Raw genomic sequence first — 19,332 nt, 5'->3', positions numbered from 1 at the left:
TTTTTCCTTTAGTATGCATTTCTATCAACAACCGCTTTCCATGGAGTGAGTATGATAATTTTAATATCGAATATCAAACTCCAGTTTTCTATATAATAAATATCTGCTTCAATCCGTTTTTCAATGGAGGTGTCTCCGCGCAAACCTTGGACTTGCGCCCAACCGGTAATCCCAGCTTTCGCGGCATGCCTTCTCATATATTGGTGATGTTCCGTTTGAAATTTTTCAACATAAAATGGTCGTTCCGGTCTGGGGCCAACTACGGACATATCTCCGAATAATACGTTGAAAAATTGAGGTGTTTCATCTAACGATAGTTTTCGTAAAATGGCTCCGATTCGGGTAACCCTAGGATCGTCTTTTGTAGTCCAGAGAGTATCCGAATCCGATTTTTTTTGAACGATCATGGATCTGAATTTCATCATTCCGAATATCCGATTGTCCAATCCGATACGTTCTTGTTTGTAAAAGACGGGTCCGGGGCTGCTTAGTTTTACCAAAATACTGATGATTAGATAAAAAGGACTGAAAAGTATGATAAATAACAGAGAGAACGCGATATCGAAACTTCTTTTGATCACGCGATTGTATCCCAATCGAAGAGGAATGTTTCGTATGGAGATAATAGGAATCCCATCGATGATTTCCGTTCTACCTTTTGCGGTGATGATTTCTTCGTAACTCGGAATTACTTTCAAGTCGATCCCGTAATAATCGGAAGTATCGATGACTTCTTTCAGATAATCCCCTTCTTCATGGGAAAATGCATAAACGATCAAATCCACTTCATTTGATTTTACATAGTCTTCGAGTTTTTTTACATTTCCCAGGATTTGATATTTGGATTCACCTATGTTCAAAGAAACTTTTCCGGTAAAAAGTCCTTTGACTACATATCCGTAAATGGAATGTTTTTGAATCGAATCGGCGAAATTTTTAGCGGATTTTCCCGTCCCTATCACAATCACGGAACGTAAATTATACCCTTTTTTTCTGAGTACTCTTAATATCCCGCGCAGTACCAAATGAGCAAGACTGATACTGATAATCGCACCTAGCGCAAAATAGGTGATCACAAGTCTTGAAAAACTTTCTCCGCGGATAAAGAACAATAGAGCCAATACCAAGACTAAATTCAGTCCTACTCCTGAAACGATTCCGAAAAATTCATCGGTGAAGGATAGTCCTCTTCTCGGATGATACAAATCGATGGATAAGAATGCAATGACTTGAGTGATAGCAAGTACGATCGCTAGAATCAAATAGCTGGTTTCATCGATCACTTGCCTTTGGAATTCGGAATCATCCAAAAGATAATAGCGGATAAAAAATGAAATCCCGAAACTGAATCCTGCAATGAACAGATCGGTAAATAAAAACAAGAGTTTGAAGGATTGGCTTCTTTCTTTCAGCATTATTGCGACTCCGAGGAAACTCCGGCCGTTGTACCATCCAACGGTCGTTTTCTGAATCTATACAATCTTATCCTTGTCGCAGTGGAAGGTGCGGATTCTCCGAAACTGAAGTTCGTCAGGTTGACTGAAAAATAAACCGATTGATCGTAAAACGTCAACTGGTTGTTTCCGCTGAGACCTCCGGGTAATGCGCGCAAATTCATACTGTAACCAAGTCTGTATTCCCAGTTATGAAGATCCAATTTGAAGGTCATCATAAATCTGTTTATATTGAAAACTGCCTTTTGTCTTTTGTCTTGGCCTTGCAGTCCTGTTCCGGCAGCCGTATCTTCCCAAATCGTCGTTTGGTCGTAATTAGTTCCTGTTTGAGAAGTATAAAGTTCCGGAGTTGTGGAAAGTGCGTAAAACTGGCCTTGTGCAAGTGCTGTCAGTCGCCATGGTTCTGTTACACGAGAATCAAGTTCCAACTCTATACCCGCATATCTGGTGAGTTTTGTGTCCGTACGAAAGAAAAAACGATAACTGTCCAAATAATTGTCTTTATACACATGATACCAGGTGGAACCCACTTCCAGACTCCGAAAGGCACGAATGATAGGCCAGGAAAATCCCCCCATTTTATAAGACAGTGTTAAGTTATTGGAAAGAGGACGGTTTTGAGGAGTATGATGAACATAATCGTTATTGATAAATATCCCCGAATAGAAATTTCTTTTGCGTTCCAATAAACTCGGCCTTCTTGTTTTGAATCCGTCAACAAAGTCGATGAATCCTCCGATTCTCATAACCGTATAATACCATCTTTGTGTGTTTGCGATTCCGGGATTGTATTCCGCGGAAATGTTTCTTAAATCGCGGATCGTTCTAAGAGATACATCCCAATCGCTGAGAGCATAACTTTCCAAAGCGAATTCCGCTTCGTGTTGACGGACCGTTCCCAGAACAGGGTCTTTCAATTCCGCTTTCGGTGCGTCCAGCTTTCTGTAAGTTGTACTGAAAAAGATTTCAGGAATACCGAATCTTGCAGTATGTGCCTGGCGAACATATTGATAGGATTGCTGCTTTAATATATTTGCATATGCTTTATTCGTTTGTATATCGGGACTATTGGAATCTGTTCCGCTTCCCGGAAATTCAACGGTTTGTTTCTGTGCTCCCGCGTAGATGGAAGGTGTAAACGATGCGTAAGTCCCTAAAGCGATGGGAGATCTGAATCCCGTTTCCCCAAGTACCATCGTTTGGGTTCTAAGGACGTAGTCTTTGTATTGTCCGTTGATGTCTGTGGTATTTGTATAAGGAATTTTCGATTGAGTCGGCGCTCCGTAAAGGCGATTGATATTGGTTTGAAAAGTCAAGTCCCAATAAATAGGACTGTTCCAATACGGAGTCGTTCCCACTTGGGTTGAATTTCGAATGGTAACGCTGGGGAGACCGTCTTGAGCAGCAAAATACTTGTTAGCCTGCAGTTGGTAGAGCATAGTCCTGCTAAGACCCATATGAACGCTCAAATCACCCCGGTTTTCAGTATAATTCAAACTCCAGTTGAGCAGGTTTCGTATATTTCCATATCTTACATCCCTTTGCGTAAAAAGAGATTGAATCGAATTGGAAGGTTCATATCGGTTTCCGAATTCATAATTGTATCTGTAATTGCTATAGTTTTCGTAGACCAGTTGTAAGTTTTTAGTTACGTCTTTATTGAAGTCATTTGATTTTGCATTGATTCTGAATTCCCCCTTCCACCAAGGATCGTAATCCACCCCAGTATTCCGATAAGGCAGTCCCAAGTTTGGAAATTGTTCTCCTCGATCCACAGTGTTTGTAACTGCGGCATTTCCGATTCCTAAGTTTTTGAATCTGTCTTCATACACGCTTGTAATTGTGTTCTTTTTATAATTGGCGTAACCTACGTTGATGTTATAGTTTAAGTTAGGTGATACTTTCCAGAGTTCAAGATTGACGGCTTGCCCCGTTTTTTCATAAAGATCGAAGCGGAATTTATAACCGTTTGCCAGGAATATGGAATTAGGATAAGGATCGGACCACTGGTAGCTGTTCTGCATAAACCAGCCTTGAGTATTGTTTTTACCCGTTTGTACCATCCATCCGTTTCCTGATTGCGAATTGTACAAAAAGGGAAGAAAGAACATCGGTGTTCCCCCGACCTTGTAAGTGACCATATATGCCACAACGGATTTGTCGTCATGGATCATGATTTTTTTTGCCTGAAAGGATTCGTGAGGAAGCTCCGCATTACAAGCGGTAAAGTATCCCATTTCCAAAAGATAACGTTTCTCATCCAATCGTTTGAGCTTTTGTCCGATGAAAAACGAAGGGTAAACGCTAAGTTTCGAATTATAAACAACACCTTGGTTCAATTTGATGTCGTATAAAAATCTTTCTCCGTTTACTTTTGCCTGACCATCTCTGTATTCTACTCCGCCTTCCGCATAAATTTCCTGCCGGGAAGAGTCGATGGATACGGAGTCTGCTTCCAATTCCCCATCCCGAATCTTGAGCTTTACCTTTCCCCGCAGAACAAGTACCCCGCCTTGGGTTTTATCGATATTGAGAAGTTGTCCTTCTGCAGCATTTTGAATTTGGATAGGAGATTCTTTTTTCTTTTGCGCACCTAAAATACTTTCCTGTGTGATTTCGGGTGCGAGCGGAGGAACCAAAGCTTCCCGCAAACGTTCTCTTTTTATATAAATGGTTCCTTGGTTGTTTAAGCCGAGATTGCGGAGAGTGTCATCCACTTCTCTGTCCGTCATTGTATCGACTGATTTTTGAACCAAATTCCGTTGAATGGATTGGGCGGTTGCCTTTCTTTCTTCTTCCTGAGGATTGTTTTTGGGACCTGCAAAATCGGGAAATAATAGCTTTAATCCCTCCGTATCTTGCGAATGCAATTGAGGTGAGTGAATAAATCCCAAGATCAAAAAGAAAATAAGTAGGTATTGGCGCACGAGGAAAGAATGCTTTGGAAGTATAGAACGACGATTTCAACTCTTGCCAAAAAATCAATGGGAAAAGCAAATCCGCAACTTTTCTGCCGGTGAAAACCAATAAAATGAGTCTGATAAATTTGACAAAATTTCCAGAAAAGGGTTTGCATCCGGACTCAAAACGGACATAATTTTCATGCAAAAGTCCGAGACTTTCGGGAGAGTTTTCATGCTCAAAACATATTCAGGGGAAAGAATTCCTGGAACGGTCAATTACCATGTTTATGTTCACGAAGGGAAAAACAAACGACCTATTTTAATAAATAATCAGTTAAAATGGGAAGACCTGAGATCCGATTCCGATCTGGGACTTAGGAATGAAATTCTATATCGGATTTGTCTTGCCATCTTATTTGATTACTCAGGGAATCTAGAGTTGACTGAGTTTTATTTCAGGGACTTTAAAAAGAATATAGAACGCCTGCTTTGCGAAGATCATTGGTTGATTCATTCTGCGAGAATCGAGGCTTTCCTGGAATCCATTTATGAAGAAGGTGATAATACTACGGAAAGCTCCGATCCGAAAGAGGGTAATGAAAAAATAAGGGAAGGAATCAAATCCAGAGTTCCTTGAATTAGTTTTTTTCAGAAATCGGGAAAGTGATCATCCAAATCCCACCGTCCGCAAGTTCCGTCCTCTCTAATTTTCCTTTATGTTCTTCAATCAGATTCTGTGTGATGTCCAAACTATTTTGGCTGGGGGCAAGTTTGGACGGATCTATTTTCCCATTATCAATGATTTGAATTTTTATACTTTTTTCATCGGTGGTTTCTTCCGATTGAAGTTGGATCGATATTTTTCTGTCAGTTGTGTCGGTATTGTTCAACACTCTTCCGCGGGCATCTTGCAGTAGATTCAAAAATACTTGTTTGATTTTTTGGCTTTGGCAAAAATAAAGAGGAAGTTTTTCCGATTCGATTTCGCACTGGATTCCTTCTTTTAAAAAATATTGATGCAAAAAGGATCTGGTCTCCAACATAATTTGATAAAGATCGGAATAAGTGAGCAAAGTGGAAGTTGTTTGGGAATAAGAAACTAGATTTTTTATAATCTTTGCGATTCGCTCCGATTCACTGCTTATCTTTTTCGCATGTTCCCTAATGGATTGTTTTCCGATTTGGGAAGCTTCTTTTGCTACCAGTTCTGCGAGATTTAAAATAGAAGTGAGAGGATTGTTGATATCGTGGGAAATACTCGCGGCAACGAGTCCGATTGTTTCCCATTTTTGCGTTTCGGATAATTTATTTTGAAAATCTTTCAGCTGTTTTTGAATACGCGATTTGTAAATCGCCATTTCCACAGATATATACAGATCACGGCTGTTAAACGGTTTTATGAGGTATCCGAAAGGTTCCGTGGATTTGGCCCGGTCCAAAGTGGAATCGTCGGAGTAGGCTGTCAGATAGATAATGGGAAGATCTTTTCTTCTTTTGATGATCTTTGCGGCTTCGATTCCGTCCATTTCACCATTTAACATGATATCCATGAGAACCAGATCAAATAATTGGTTGTCTACGCAGTCGATTGCCGCTTGACCTTCCGATACGTATTCGGATGAATAACCGAATTGTTTGAGAGTAGAACAGATATTGATGGCAATAATCCGTTCGTCTTCAACAACGAGAACCCTCTTGGGGGATGTTTGGGAAACTACGTCGGTTACCATAGAATTAAGGGGAGCATTTTATCTAGGTCCGATTTTTCTAGTTTGTCAATCGAATCAAAAATAAAAACATGATACCAGTGAAAAAAGAGACCACATTGAATTCCGCTCAAAAAGAAGCGGTTCTTTGGACCGGTTCACCCGTACTAGTCATTGCAGGAGCGGGAACCGGCAAAACAAATACTTTGGTGCATCGTCTTCTTCATTTGGTCAATTCGGGAGAAGACCCCAGATCCTTATTGCTTCTAACATTCACAAGGCGAGCTGCAAAGGAGATGTTGCAGAGAGCCTCGGCTTTGCTCGACACCCGGATGAATTCGGTGACGGGAGGAACTTTTCATTCATTTTGCCATCTTTTCCTCAGAAAATACATTCAGGTACTGGGACATTCACCGAATTTTTCGATTCTTGACGAAGAGGATGCCATCCAACTAACAGGCATGGCTCGCGATTCCGTTTTAATGCAAAAACAGACAAAACGTTTTCCTAAAAAAGAAACGCTTCATGAAATATTTTCTTCTTCCTTCAACAATCAAACTTCTATAGAAAAAATTCTAACGAAGGATTATGCCCAATTCTTATCGCAAATCAAAGAGATCCAAACAATCAAAGAAAAATACGAATCCCTGAAAATACAAAACCAGTCGGTGGATTTCGACGATTTATTAGGACTTACGAAACAAATTTTGGTAGAAAATGAGAATATTCGAAAGTATCTATCCGGCGTATACAAACATGTTCTTGTAGATGAATACCAGGACACAAACAAGATTCAGGCACATATTGCCTGTTTGCTCGCAAGCATCCACGAAAACATAATGGTTGTAGGTGATGATGCCCAATGTATCTACGGATTCAGAGGGGCGAACGTCCGCAATATCCTCGATTTTCCGAAAATATTCCCGAATACCAAAAAAATCACTTTGGAAGAAAATTACAGAAGCTCCTCCCCTATTTTACATCTGGCGAATTCCGCCTTATCCAAGTTTGTTGAAAAATACGATAAGAACCTTTATACGAACAAAAAAACCACTTCTAAAAAACCTGTTTTTATGAAATTGACTACAGCGGAAAAGGAAGCGACTTTCATCTCTGAAAAGATTCTGGAACAAAATGAATCAGGAATCGCGTTTAAGGATATTTCCATATTGGTTCGTTCCGGATGGCATGCTAACTTGATCGAACTTGAGTTGAATCATAAGGGTATTCCCTATCGTAAGTTTGGCGGTAGAAAGTTTTTGGAACAATCCCATATCAAAGATGTGATTTCTTATCTGAAAATTCTGGTCAATGCGAAAGACTGGCTTTCCTGGAATCGTATCTTGAATCTTGAGCCCGGAGTCGGTCCCAAACAAACCAGTCTGTTTTTAAGTCTTTTACAAAAGGATTCTCTTGAATTGGAAAATCTTTTCTGGAAAGAAGAATCCTTTTGGATCGGTTTTCAAAACGAAGCAAAATCGAATATTTCAAAATTATTGGATCTTTTGCACGGGATCGGTAAAGACGGACCTATTTCTCCTTCGAAAGCGTTGGAAAGTATTTTGGAATACTACCTTCCCCTCTTGGAACAAATTTACGATGATGCCAAAAAAAGATCTGATGATTTGGAATCTTTGCATTTACTCACCAAAGAATATTCCGAGCTTTCCGATTATTTGGGTTTCCTAAGTCTGGAGACAACGGAATCTTTGTTAGATTCTCCGGACAAAGATCGCGAAGAAGAGGGATATGTTACGGTTAGTACGGTTCATTCCGCGAAAGGATTGGAATGGAAAATCGTATATTTTGTGCATCTACTGGAGGGCCAACTTCCTTCGAATTGGATTCGTACTGTGGAGGATTTGGAAGAAGAAAGAAGGCTGTTCTATGTGGGAATCACTCGCGCCAAAGAAGAGCTTTATCTTACCGCCCCTCTTCAGTTGGAGAAAAAAAACATTCAATTTCAATCTGTTACGCGATTTTTATCCGAATTGGAAAACTTGGATGAATTGGTCGAAACAAGAGAATACGATAAATCTTCCGATGCAATCAAGTCGGAAAATATACAAAAACAAGGCCGATTTCAGGACATTCAAAATTACTTTTTGAATTGATTTTCTATTTTTTTTTAAGTCCAATATTGGATAGTTCGGAGGTTTTCATGAAATCACTCTCTTGGAAGAGGACATTATCACTACTTATTTTCGGTTCTTTTTTTTATTTCATTTCTTGTTCTTCTACTCCCAAAGAGGGAGAGGCAAACAAAGAAGGCACGGAACAATCCAACCGAAGTGTTGAAAACATAGATGTACAAGATCCAAACAAACAAGACTCGAATGAAAAGAAGTTCGGCTGTGTGGAAGGAGATTGCGTCAACGGAATCGGAAAATACATCTACGAGAACGGTGATATTTACCAAGGTTCTTTCAAAAACGACCAACGAGAAGGACAAGGTAATTTTGTTTATACCGACGGAGAAAAATTCTCTGGCATTTACAAAGAAGACAAAAGATCAGGTCCCGGAGAATACCAATTCAAAAACGGAGACAAATACGTCGGAGAATTCAAAGACGGAGGCATCAACGGAAAAGGAACTTACAATTTCAAAGATGGCAAATCGTTGAATGGTGATTTTACCAACGATGGGATGGAAGGAACTGGAACTCTGATCGAGGACGGAAAGCCTCGCAATTGCAAAGTACAAGCAAGAAAACTTCTTTGCGAATAAACTAAGATCCCTTAGGCCCTTTCCCGAAGATTCTCGGGAAAGGTGATTTCATCTTTTACAATTTACAATTCGGTTGTTTTCCACTCGACTTTGCTATCTGGTATTTCTGCAAAGACTCGGACATTTTTTCATTCAGCTGTTTGATTCTCGTTTCATCGGAAGGATGAGTGGAAAGAAATTCGTTTGTTTTACTTCCTCCCAGTGCGCTCATATTCTTCCATAAGGTAACGCTTTCTTTCGGATCAAAACCCGATTTTGACATGATATCGAGTCCAATGATATCAGCTTCGGATTCATGCGTTCTTGAAAACGGTAACAGAACACCATACTGCATCCCCGCTCCAAGTACTCCCGCCGCCTGGTCTTTTCCCAATGCTTTCACAATGGATTGCGCCCCGCCGGCGATTTGGTTTTGAGAAACTCTTTCATTCCCGTGCCTTGCGATCACGTGACCGATTTCATGTCCTAAAACAGCTGCTAACTGGTCGGCCGTTTTTGCCACTGGCAAAATACCAGTGTGCACACCTATTTTTCCACCAGGTAACGCGAATGCATTCGGAGTGCTGTCCCGAAAAACAACCACTTCCCAGGATTCCACACCGGTGTCGTCTTCAGTCACCTGCAATTCCGCATTAACGATGCAATTCACGTAACGATTGACGGCCTCTCCCGTATCGATGGGAGTTTTCTTTTTCATTTCTTCAAATGCTTGAACTCCCATCGTGTTCATATCGGGGTCCTTAACGAGTAACAGTTGTTTTCTGCCTGTCGGCGAAGTTTGGCAACTTAGTGCGAAAATAACCGTAGCGGAATAAAATAGGTTTTTATAGTTCATACTCTCTCTTCTTTATTTTGTTTTTTAATTCAGCCTATATGGGTTTAAAGTCTTTCACGAATTCTTTGGCTTCTTGCAATGCCATCGGCTTTGCAATCAAATACCCTTGTATCATATCGCATTTATAATCCGCAAGTAAATCAAATTGGATTTTGTCTTCCACTCCTTCCGCAATTACTTTCAATCCCAAATCATGCGCCATATGAATGATGGAAATCAACAGTAATGCCTCCTTGGAGCCCGGGACGACATTATTCAAAAACGATTTATCCATTTTTACTGTGGAAAGTGGAAGTTTTTCCAAATAAGAAAGGGAAGAAAATCCGGTTCCAAAATCATCCAAAGCGATTTTCACTCCCAAATCCCTCAGATTAGAAAGGATGGGTATGGTTTCGTTCATATTTTTCATTGCAAGACTTTCGGTTATTTCCACTTGCAAAGAAGTGAATGGAATTCCCGTTTTATTATGAACATCCACGATCCAATGGAATATATTCTGATGCTGGAAAACTTCCGCCGATAGATTGATCGCGACCGAAACTTTTTCCGTCACAAATGAAACTTCATTTACGAATAAACATGAGTCGTCTAATACGTATTTGGTGAGAGGGACGATGAGGCCCGAATCTTCCGCCATCGGAATGAAATCAACGGGAGGAACCAGCCCTTTTTTGGGATGTTTCCAACGAACCAATGCTTCCCAATGCCCAATTTCTTTTTCTTTCAAATCGTAAATCGGTTGGTAATAAACTACAAATTCATTTCTTTCGATCGCTTTTTTTAAATCGTTTTGTATCTCCAATTGGTAATGGATTTTTTCCTGCATAGTTTGGGAAAAGTTGGAAACGGTTCCGATTTTACTTTCTTTGGAATGAAACATTGCAATTTCCGCATTCTTCAAAATTTCTTCCGCTTCTTTTCCAGCCATACCGAATGCGGCAATCCCGGAAGAAGCCGTCAGATAAATCTCATACCCGTTATAAGGAATGATTTCCTTCAGATAGTCCAAGAGCTTATTTGCAAAATCATTTGCTTCATTCAATGATAGAAAATCCACAACAAGTACGGCAAACGTATCCGCGCCGAGCCTTGTGACTGTTGCATTACCCCCGGAGACGGATACTATTCTTTTCGCATAGATACGAAGAATATCATCGCCGGATTCGTTTCCCAAGGAGTTGTTGATCCGTTTGAAATTATCTATATTTACGGAAACAACTATAGGAAATCCTTTCGAGTTTAAATTGTATTCGGAAATTCTTTGTTCGATTCTGGCCAAAAAGAGAGCTCTGTTGGGCAAACCAGTCAGGCTATCATAGAATGCATCGTGCGTTAGTTGGTCTTCCGCGAGTTTACGGTTCGTGATATCATGATGAATGGCAATGTATTGAAAGATGGATCCGTCCGGGGCGGAAAAAGGCACAATTGTAGTATCTACCCAAAAGAAGTTACCGTCCTTTTTGATATTTCTGATTTCCCCTCTCCATACTTTGCCTTTTTGAATCACCTCCCACATCTCTTTCCATTCTTCCAAAGTTTTATCATCCGACTTTAGAATCCGATGGGACTGGCCGATCAGTTCCTCTTTATGATAACCCGATACTGAGGAAAATTTTTCATTCACATAAGTGATGATTCCGCTTGCATCTGTTATAGAAACGATCGTCGCTTGATCCAGTGCGAATTTTTGGAATTGAATTTCCCGTAAAGACTCGCCTAGATAGTTCGTTGTGATTTCTTTTTCCCGTCTGTAAACAAGCTCTCTTCTTTCTCTTTCCAAGACCAGAGGGAGTCGAAACAAACTGGAATGTTCTATGATATCGGCGGCTCCCGCTCGCATAACCTGAAGTGCGTTGTTCAACACACTGTCTTTCGCGACTACAATGAAAGGAATATCCAGGTTTTTTTGTCTAAGGTCGGCTAGCAGATCCTGAGCCGTTTTTCCGTCCTGCCAATCCATGCTACAGACTATGGCATCCCAGTCTTCTTCGACCACCCTCTCCTCCCAATCCTTCCAAGATGAGACTACCTGGTAAAGTGGGGAAAAGCCGTGTGTTTTGATCTCTCGAATCAGCCGGTATACTTCTTGAGTGTCTGACTCGACAACGAGCAGACTGAGTGGGCTTCCCATATCCTAATAAGATAAAATTTATCGATTAGAATCAACCTTAAGATTAAAATTCTACTGGAAAACGTTTTGATTTTTTGAAAATTTACATCTAATATACCGTGCACCCGAAATCTTTTGATTCAATCTATCTGAAGAAAGCTTATCTGGAAAATGAACTGAAAAGAATGCTCCAGGATATCGCTCACTTGGATTATCGTGATTTGAACGATTATGATAAGGGAGGGTTTGATGGTTATAACCAAGCTCTCACTGAAATTCTAAAGAAATTAAAAACTTAGTCAAATACCTAATCTCGAAAGGTGAGCCATCTCCTTGCGGTTTCGTACAAAAAGTCTTTACAAATTTAGGATGGTTGACGAGACTAATAAAGCTAGCAGGAAGTTCAATGAATTTCACAACAAAACAAGTTAAAAATCATACAGTCGTTACTTTAGAAGGTTCCCTCGATATTTATTCAGCCCCAGCGCTTAAAAAAGAGCTTCATAAAATCATAGATGATGGCGCAGAGTCAGTTGCCATTGATATGGTGAATATCAAATTGTTGGATTCTTCCGGTATTGCGCTTCTTGCAAATCTACAAAAAAAGCTTAAATCAGAAGAAGGAACTTTTTTCCTACTCAATGTCAGCCAAGACGTTATGGTGATTTTGAAATTGTCCAGTTTGGATAAGTTTTTTACTATTTTGAATGGAGAAGGCGACCTTCCTTAAGCCTTCTTAGTTTACTTTCACTTCCTTTAGCTCCGAGTCTTGGATTTTGGTTTCCAGTTTCTTTGAGCTAAACCACTCCCCCTCTTTATTCCTCTCCAGTTTGTCAAATATCGTAGATTTCCCTCCTTTTTCTTCCACTAGAAGGCCTTTGTCTCCCTTCGGAACAGTTGTCAAAACCGAGCTGATCAATTCAATCGGAAGTTCCAAGCTGAAATCCCCTAATTTCAAACTGGCGATTTTGCCGTTCGTGCGAAGAGAATCGCAAGCAATCACTCTACCATCCGTTAGGCGAACTTGCAGTTTTCCTTTTTCTTCTGGTCTTACAACGGCGACATTCGGGATTTTTCTTTTTTCAACCTTGACTACTTCGACAGGTTGTTTCTCTTCTTTTTTTTCTTCTATGGGAAGTTCTTCTTTCAGAATAGGGATTTTTTCTTCCTCTACTACGGTGAGTAGTTTTTTTGTTTCAACTTTGGATTCTTCCAACGAGTCTTTTAGGTTTTCCTTGATTTCCGCCAGCTCTTTGGCCTCTTCCGTGCCTGTTTTTCCGGTTTCCGCTTTTAGGATTTTTTCTATAATGATAGGTTTTAAGACTAAGGATTTACCCTCTTCAATTTGTTTCGCAGCCTTATCATCGCCTAACTTTTCCGCTTCGCCCTTACTGAATTCAACCAGGGATTTGTTTTCCTGGTAAAAATTTCCGATGAGAAGGAGTCGTCTGTTGGCGCGAATTGCAACTTCCTTATTGTCTTTTTGTTTAACAAGTTGGATGTATTCCTTCACCGCATTGGAAGTTTTGCCCAATTCTTCCATGGAACGGGCTTTGATATAGGATTGGTCATTGGTGAGTTTAGGAAGAGACTCGAGGGTTTTCAAGGTTTCTTCATAATCTCCCGCTTGAAAAAGGGAATAAGCCAGTTCTTCCGGTTTTTTATTGGAAGTTTTCAAATCCAATTTTCTCTTATCACCTTCCTGTAAAAAACTGATAAGTAGTTCCGCATTTTCGGCATAATGGGTTCCGGGAAAGATGTCGATTGCTTTCTTTAGTTTAACGTAGGCTCTTTCCCTTTCTCCCATCATTACCAAACAATATCCGTTGTGAAGTAATGTAAATGCCAGCTCGTCAGCAAGAGATCCTTCCAGAATCTCCTCCAGCTCTTCATACTTTTTGCTGGATATGGAAAACTTGCGGGTTCTTTCCATATAAAAGGCAAATTGCAACCTGATGATCGTTTTCTGTTGTTCTTCCAGTTCCAAAAAGGGTTTAAAATTCAAAGCTCGAACCGCATTGATCACAGCAAGGCCGAACTTATCCCTCCAGCTCATCTCCAATTCCAAACCCTTTGTTTCCGAGTTCATAATCCCGGATTCGAGGATATTCACTTTTACTTCCTGGAGATAATCATCTTTGGAAAGGAACATTTGTTTGAGCCTCTCCCGCAAAGTTTGGGAAGATAACTCATAATTCATCAACTGGTCTCTGAGAATTCCGAATCTAAGTTCCTGGAGCTTCACACCAACTATCGATTGTGATGCGAGTCCGAAAAATCCGAATAATAGGATAAAGATTAGGAAAAAAAGAAATTTTCTCATTCCGGTACTTCAATGATAATCATAGTCACGTCGTCTTTGTATTCTTCGTGAGCCAGCTCCAATTCTTCCATCGCTTTTTCCACAATCTCCGAATTGGAATCGTCTATATGATTTAAGACGATTTCAACGAATCTTTCCAAACCGAAAAGTCCGCCTTCTTTGACCGGAGTTTCGACCACACCGTCGGTATAAAGTATGATTTTGTCTCCGGGCTCGACCGAAAACTCATCCAAAGAGTATTGGATATCGTCTCCCATTCCCAACGGAGGTCCGGAACTGTCGATGTACCTGACTTCTTTGGTTGATGGTCTGATGATAAAAGGAGCATTGTGACCGGCATTTACAAATTTCACTTTGCCCGGTTCGTTAAAAACCACAAATACTCCCGTCGCAAAGAAAGACGCCTGCAGTCTGTTTGCGATGACCTCGCCCAGACTATTGATCGCATGTATGGGAGAATGATTTTCCTTAACAATGGATTGAAGCGACATCGCCATAACAACTGTTACTAATGCAGCGGAAACCCCGTGTCCGGAAGCATCAGCTAGAAAAAAACAATAGGATTCGCTACTATCTTTTTCTTCTTCAAAATGAAAGTATTGATAAATATCTCCCGATACTTCGCGCATCGGTCTGTAAAGTTTTCCGATTTTGAACTTTTTGTATTTTTTGTTAGACGGTAAAAACAGTTCCTGAACTTCTTTTCCGATCTGAAGCTCCTGGCCGATTTCATCGTTCAGTTTGGTAATCGTATTGACCTTGGTTTCGATTTCTTCCGCCATTCCGTTGAAGGAACGGCCCAAATTGTCCAACTCGTCTTCGTTTTTAAAATTCCATTCTATCCTGGTTTTCAACTCTCCCATCGCCATTTTTTTAGAAGCGGAATCCAGGATATCCACCCTTCTGAAAATCGCACGATAGACCAATATGGCAAAGATCAAATGGAATACCACACCCCAGACAACCGCGTAGGCCACTTGGATGTAGAGCTGTTTCAATCTTTCCTGGATGGAAGCAATATTGAAATGTGTGAATAGGAAAATCTCTTCCCCGGTTTTGGAATGGATGGGAAGTAAAAAGTCAACGGTGAAATCCTTCTCATTTAAATCCAAATTGTATCGTGATTTAAACAAACTTCCGTCTTTGTCTGCCGACACTTCTTTAGATTTCCGAAGTAAGAATTCCGACACCTGTGAAGTTGATTCGTTTGAAAAAGGTTCCTGCAGCCATACCCTACCGTCTTGCTGGAAAATAAGGAATTTTTCTATATCGTATAACTTTAAAGTTTTACGAAAAACTTCAAATACTTCGTCTCTTTCTTCTGTAATTCCGATATTTTGCAGATCGGCGAGTATCGTATTTGCCAAATTTTCAGACTGAAATTGGAAATTTTTCAAAAGCAAATCAGATTGGTTTTCGAATATCATCACTGTGAAAAAAATGATATTGAGAAGGGCTAAAAGTGAATAGAATAGACCGATTTTAAATCGGAGAGAATTCGTAGTTTTGATTTTACTTTTCGTCACGGCGGCTATTGATATTGTCGATAATTCAGATAGATAAATCTATCATAAAATAGAGAAAAGCAACTTTGACAGGCATTCCGAACATTCATTCTTCCCGAAAAAACAACAAGGGTATAGTATTCTCTCTTCTTTTTCTTTTATCGGTTTTACCTTCTTTCGCTGATAAATTGAAGCTGAAATCAGGTGAGATAAGAAACGGACGTGTGCTCACTGTTACAACTACTCAGTTGGAATGGCAAGAAGAAGGCAAAGTAAGTAAATATCCTCTTCAGGAAGTCATTGGAGTGGAAGTCGGCTATGACGGAATTCCTTTCTGTATGGAAACAAAGCCATGGGGAAAGGAAAGATGCGACCTATTTCTTCATAAATTAAATTCCGAAAAAATTTCCTTCTCCTACCAGGAAAGCCCTCTTCAATTGGAATCACTTCCGGTTCCTTTGATTGAATCATTGAATATCAGAAATGTTCCGGGCCAAGAGATCATCAGGTTTTTGGAACAGGGTACATCCGGATTCTGGAAATCCAAAAACTTCAGCGGGTTTGCCGGCTTGAAATCCTTTAAAGAAAATCGATTGGAATTGATATCAAACGAGAAAGACAAAAAGACAGTGATTGTCGAATTGGAAAATTTTGAAACTTTTTCCATTCCTAAAAAAAACAAGGTGAAGGAATTTTTAACCACCAATTCGGTGAAGCTGATTCCGGGGTACAAACCTTTTACGGAAAAAAAATACGGCAAATCCACTTTGATTTTCGGAACGGCAGCACTATCCGCCTTGGGAATGATTTATGAATACAATCAATCTGTCCAGGCTATCAATGGAAGCCAGGAATTTATTCCCGGTTCCGACGGTAGAGTGTATGTCGTGAGTAATGTCCTCTCAACTGATAGATATGATTTTCACAATCAAAGATTTCAAATGTACAGCGGGATACTAGTGGCTGTTCTCGCTTATTCTTTATTTGATAATTTTTATATCGGACAAGTGGAATCCAAAGACGGAAATACCGGTTCCGTATGGTTGAAGGCTGACGCAAAAGCAGGAGTCATTTCACAAAACAGGGGTTATGGAGGAGCCGCCTCTAAAGAACAAATCCAATACACTCTCGAAGTAGAATCCAGATTTTAATTTTGACTCTTCCTCACAAATAGGTTCTTTAGATTTTGGCGGGAACGAATCAGGTTCCAATGTATCAAATACTTCCATTCGATTGAATCCAATTCGCACATAGCTCCGCAGTTGCCTTCCATGTTTTCTTTGGACCAAATGATTCTGCCTTTTATATTTTTATAACAAGTCACCCCTACCCATAAATCGAATATCACTCTTGTATTAGGTGGGTAGATTTTGGAAACAGGGACATAAAATTGGTTTAAATAGATATAAAACAGAGAAGTGTTTTCTTCATCGTTTTCCCATTTCAAATCCACTGATCCGAACAATGGGACCGCAAGCATCCTATCTCTGAAAAAATAAGGATTCAATACCCCTCCGAAAAAAAACATGATCCCGATGACCGCCGGATAAATTACAAACAATGCGAAATAATCTTTGATTTCAAGATCTGTAAACGTACGGGTGATCCACTCCGGATGATAGATCAACACAAGAATGGAAACAATGGAAGGAACCAAAAAAAAAGCAGTCAGTAAATTGACCCGGATGTTCGGGATTTGGAACAAACTGATATTTTCATTCAGGATATGTTTTTGGACATTTTGAATCCAACCCTCATGTCTGTTATGCCTACTCAAGATTTCATAGTCTTCCACTGTCATATTCATGAGTTTCAAAACCGAGCCGGGTAACAAGATTCTTGATTTAGCAATTGTTACCTCTAATATGAAGAACAAAACCAAAATACAAAACGGTAAAATCGATGTGATACCGGAATCGGTAAATAAGGAATAATTATAAAGAGCGTGTATGAAAATACAAAAACCGATTCCGATAAAGAGTCTTATGAAACGATAGATTCTATTACCGGAGAATAGGAAAATCATAAGAAAGGCACCGATAAGACCTCCGTTGATCATATGAATGGGAAGTGCCGTAATGGATCTGAGCACCTGAGACCAAAGACCCGAATCGATGAAGTAGAGAATATTTTCGAGCAGTCCGAAACCTCCTCCTAAAACCAATCCGTAAAAAATACCGTCAGTTACGGTAAATTCATCCTGGTTTTTGCGAAAGAAAAGATAAATCCCGAGTAGCTTGGCAAATTCTTCCACTGCTCCGGAAAGTACAATCGCTTTAAATTCATGTCCTGGATAAGGATTGATTGATAATACTAATGACTGTAATGCTAGAGCGATGCCTACGCTGAAAATGGAAAATGCAATCGCAGTATAATGTAAATAAGATTCGGAATGACGATAGAAATGAAACCGATAAAATGAGTAATAAAATACGAGAGTGGCAAAATTGATCAAAAACATGACCAAACTTGAAAAATTTAAAAATGATGCCATATCGTATCTTTATTAACGACATTTATAATCGCCAAATTGAAAGAAAGGATCTTTCTTCGTTAGGATTTACCCAATAATTTTCTGACAGATTTGCGAATGCCATCTATGGTGAGAGGATACATTGTCACTACATCTTCGATTGCCTGAATAGTCGGTGCCGTCCAAAATTTCTTAGGTTCCGGATTCAACCAAACGGAATCCGGGAACTTTTCAATCAACTCTTTCAAGGAATCAAGACCGCTTTTTCTTTTTCTGTTTTTCTCTTCCTGAGATTCTCTATGATAGGAATACGGATTATAAGGAGCACTCATCAGTTCGTAAGGAGCCATATAAGCATCTCCTACAAATATGAGTTTTGTGTTTTTGCGAAACCTTTCTTCAAAATGTTTCAGAGTGATACTTTTGCTAAACTCGTGCGTTTCATACAAGCGGTCATGAAAGATATTGTGAAAGAAAAAGTTATGAACTTCTTTGAAGTGGTACAAACTTCTACTGGCACTGAAGAGTTTACTCACCCGATCGGAATGAGGGGTCATACTTCCTCCTATGTCGAGGATCAAAACCAATCTCAATGCATTTTTTCTTGATCTTTCTTCGATGATTTCGATATCACCCCCGTTTTCACAGGTTCTTTTTACCGTCTTATCTATGTTAATTTCTTTTCTGCCTTCTTTTTGCAGGACTCTGATTTCTTTTAAAGCGATTTGGATGGAACGTGTATCCAAAATTTCGTCTTCCCTATAGGCCCGGTAGTTTCTTTCCGTCCAAAGATTGATTCCTGTGCGAGCACCCTTTCCTTCCATATCCCCACCGATACTTAGTCCGTTCGGATTGAATCCTGAGTTTCCGAAAGGAGAAGTTCCGGAAGTTCCCACCCATTTGTTTCCCCCGTCATGGCGGCCTTTTTGTTCTTCCAGTCTTTTTTTTAATTCTTCTAACACCTGCTCGATGGACATGTTCGGGGCTTTATCTTTTTGTTCCGAGGATAAAATTCTGTCCGCTTTTTCTTCCAGCCATTCCAGAAGTGATTCTCTAAAGGGAATCCTTGTTTCGGAAAGTCCCCCGAAAGTTTTGGAAAATGCCAAATCATAACCGTCGTAATACTTTATATCTTTTGCAAAATTCAAACGACCTACCCTGTAAAGAGTTTCCATGGAAATATATCCGGCAGGATCAGTTAGCTTTTGCAAAGACATGAGAAATGACAGAAGCTCTCCGATGGAACAAGCAACCGACTCATTTCTCAAAGTATAGAAGAAATTTAAAAACATAAC

General features: G+C 39.9%; 15 protein-coding genes. 6 read left to right on the top strand and 9 right to left on the bottom strand.

The annotated features are described in order from the left end of the window. Positions 1-8 precede the first annotated feature (8 nt). Both DI077_RS09020 and DI077_RS09015 read right to left on the bottom strand, forming a co-directional pair. Positions 9-1,415, bottom strand: a complete 1,407-nt coding sequence (locus tag DI077_RS09020; RefSeq protein WP_109019816.1) for an undecaprenyl-phosphate glucose phosphotransferase — start codon at positions 1,413-1,415, stop codon at positions 9-11. Beyond that, positions 1,415-4,381 carry an LPS-assembly protein LptD gene (locus DI077_RS09015; protein ID WP_242935139.1) on the bottom strand — a complete coding sequence of 989 codons (2,967 nt, stop codon included), beginning with the start codon at positions 4,379-4,381 and terminating at the stop codon, positions 1,415-1,417. Before DI077_RS09015 ends, DI077_RS09020 begins: the two co-directional genes overlap by 1 nt. Before the next feature lie 208 nt (positions 4,382-4,589). Here DI077_RS09015 and DI077_RS09010 point away from each other — a divergent pair, with 208 nt between their 5' ends. Then, positions 4,590-4,994: a hypothetical protein gene (locus DI077_RS09010; protein ID WP_135354865.1), complete on the top strand. Its 405-nt coding sequence runs from the start codon at positions 4,590-4,592 to the stop codon at positions 4,992-4,994. Between the two features lies 1 nt (position 4,995). On the opposite strand, the gene DI077_RS09005 is transcribed toward DI077_RS09010, so the two are convergent. Further along, positions 4,996-6,087, bottom strand: coding sequence for a response regulator (locus tag DI077_RS09005; protein ID WP_109019814.1), 1,092 nt, complete (start codon positions 6,085-6,087; stop codon positions 4,996-4,998). 68 nt (positions 6,088-6,155) lie between these two features. Between DI077_RS09005 and DI077_RS09000 the strand changes: the two genes are divergently transcribed. Both DI077_RS09000 and DI077_RS08995 read left to right on the top strand, forming a co-directional pair. After that, on the top strand, positions 6,156-8,177 hold the full coding sequence (locus tag DI077_RS09000; RefSeq protein ID WP_109019813.1) for an ATP-dependent helicase: 2,022 nt from the start codon (positions 6,156-6,158) through the stop codon (positions 8,175-8,177). Positions 8,178-8,224: 47 nt separating this feature from the next. Further along, positions 8,225-8,791, top strand: a complete 567-nt coding sequence (locus tag DI077_RS08995) for an MORN repeat-containing protein (protein ID WP_109019983.1) — start codon at positions 8,225-8,227, stop codon at positions 8,789-8,791. Positions 8,792-8,846: 55 nt separating this feature from the next. On the opposite strand, the gene DI077_RS08990 is transcribed toward DI077_RS08995, so the two are convergent. Both DI077_RS08990 and DI077_RS08985 read right to left on the bottom strand, forming a co-directional pair. After that, positions 8,847-9,626: a M48 family metallopeptidase gene (locus DI077_RS08990; protein WP_109019812.1), complete on the bottom strand. Its 780-nt coding sequence runs from the start codon at positions 9,624-9,626 to the stop codon at positions 8,847-8,849. 34 nt (positions 9,627-9,660) lie between these two features. After that, a complete protein-coding gene (locus DI077_RS08985) occupies positions 9,661-11,757 on the bottom strand; it encodes a GGDEF/EAL domain-containing response regulator (protein ID WP_109019811.1) in 2,097 nt (698 codons plus the stop codon). 98 nt (positions 11,758-11,855) lie between these two features. Here DI077_RS08985 and DI077_RS08980 point away from each other — a divergent pair, with 98 nt between their 5' ends. Further along, on the top strand, positions 11,856-12,035 hold the full coding sequence (locus DI077_RS08980; protein ID WP_109019810.1) for a hypothetical protein: 180 nt from the start codon (positions 11,856-11,858) through the stop codon (positions 12,033-12,035). 107 nt (positions 12,036-12,142) lie between these two features. Next, complete coding sequence (locus DI077_RS08975) at positions 12,143-12,466, top strand: STAS domain-containing protein (RefSeq protein WP_109019809.1); 324 nt, start codon at positions 12,143-12,145, stop codon at positions 12,464-12,466. Positions 12,467-12,472: 6 nt separating this feature from the next. Here the strand turns inward: DI077_RS08975 and DI077_RS08970 are convergent, their stop codons facing one another. Together DI077_RS08970 and DI077_RS08965 are read right to left on the bottom strand one after the other, a co-directional pair. Continuing rightward, complete coding sequence (locus DI077_RS08970; RefSeq protein ID WP_109019808.1) at positions 12,473-14,059, bottom strand: tetratricopeptide repeat protein; 1,587 nt, start codon at positions 14,057-14,059, stop codon at positions 12,473-12,475. After that, positions 14,056-15,585, bottom strand: a complete 1,530-nt coding sequence (locus tag DI077_RS08965; protein ID WP_109019807.1) for a PP2C family protein-serine/threonine phosphatase — start codon at positions 15,583-15,585, stop codon at positions 14,056-14,058. Before DI077_RS08965 ends, DI077_RS08970 begins: the two co-directional genes overlap by 4 nt. Positions 15,586-15,650: 65 nt before the next feature. Here DI077_RS08965 and DI077_RS08960 point away from each other — a divergent pair, with 65 nt between their 5' ends. Continuing rightward, a complete protein-coding gene (locus DI077_RS08960; protein WP_109019806.1) occupies positions 15,651-16,715 on the top strand; it encodes an LB_137 family protein in 1,065 nt (354 codons plus the stop codon). Here the strand turns inward: DI077_RS08960 and DI077_RS08955 are convergent. Both DI077_RS08955 and DI077_RS08950 read right to left on the bottom strand, forming a co-directional pair. Further along, positions 16,712-18,058 (bottom strand): PrsW family glutamic-type intramembrane protease, encoded by a 1,347-nt coding sequence (locus DI077_RS08955; protein WP_109019805.1) that lies wholly within the window; start codon positions 18,056-18,058, stop codon positions 16,712-16,714. The two genes, DI077_RS08960 and DI077_RS08955, sit on opposite strands and share 4 nt — an antisense overlap. 59 nt (positions 18,059-18,117) lie before the next feature. Further along, positions 18,118-19,329 (bottom strand): VWA domain-containing protein, encoded by a 1,212-nt coding sequence (locus tag DI077_RS08950; RefSeq protein ID WP_109019804.1) that lies wholly within the window; start codon positions 19,327-19,329, stop codon positions 18,118-18,120. Positions 19,330-19,332 lie beyond the last annotated feature (3 nt).

The sequence above is a fragment of the Leptospira kobayashii genome, from assembly GCF_003114835.2.
Classification (GTDB): domain Bacteria; phylum Spirochaetota; class Leptospiria; order Leptospirales; family Leptospiraceae; genus Leptospira_A; species Leptospira_A kobayashii.
Note: the sequence above shows the minus strand (reverse complement) of the source record. Positions and strands in the feature narration are given on the sequence as shown.

Coding starts and splice junctions, on each gene's coding strand:
- DI077_RS09000 (WP_109019813.1), top strand. CDS start 6,156: ATGATACCAGTGAAAAAAGAGACCACATTGAATTCCGCTCAAAAAGAA.
- DI077_RS09005 (WP_109019814.1), bottom strand. CDS start 6,087: ATGGTAACCGACGTAGTTTCCCAAACATCCCCCAAGAGGGTTCTCGTT.
- DI077_RS08950 (WP_109019804.1), bottom strand. CDS start 19,329: ATGTTTTTAAATTTCTTCTATACTTTGAGAAATGAGTCGGTTGCTTGT.
- DI077_RS08970 (WP_109019808.1), bottom strand. CDS start 14,059: ATGAGAAAATTTCTTTTTTTCCTAATCTTTATCCTATTATTCGGATTT.
- DI077_RS08995 (WP_109019983.1), top strand. CDS start 8,225: ATGAAATCACTCTCTTGGAAGAGGACATTATCACTACTTATTTTCGGT.
- DI077_RS08985 (WP_109019811.1), bottom strand. CDS start 11,757: ATGGGAAGCCCACTCAGTCTGCTCGTTGTCGAGTCAGACACTCAAGAA.
- DI077_RS09010 (WP_135354865.1), top strand. CDS start 4,590: ATGCTCAAAACATATTCAGGGGAAAGAATTCCTGGAACGGTCAATTAC.
- DI077_RS08975 (WP_109019809.1), top strand. CDS start 12,143: ATGAATTTCACAACAAAACAAGTTAAAAATCATACAGTCGTTACTTTA.
- DI077_RS08990 (WP_109019812.1), bottom strand. CDS start 9,626: ATGAACTATAAAAACCTATTTTATTCCGCTACGGTTATTTTCGCACTA.
- DI077_RS09020 (WP_109019816.1), bottom strand. CDS start 1,415: ATGCTGAAAGAAAGAAGCCAATCCTTCAAACTCTTGTTTTTATTTACC.
- DI077_RS08955 (WP_109019805.1), bottom strand. CDS start 18,058: ATGGCATCATTTTTAAATTTTTCAAGTTTGGTCATGTTTTTGATCAAT.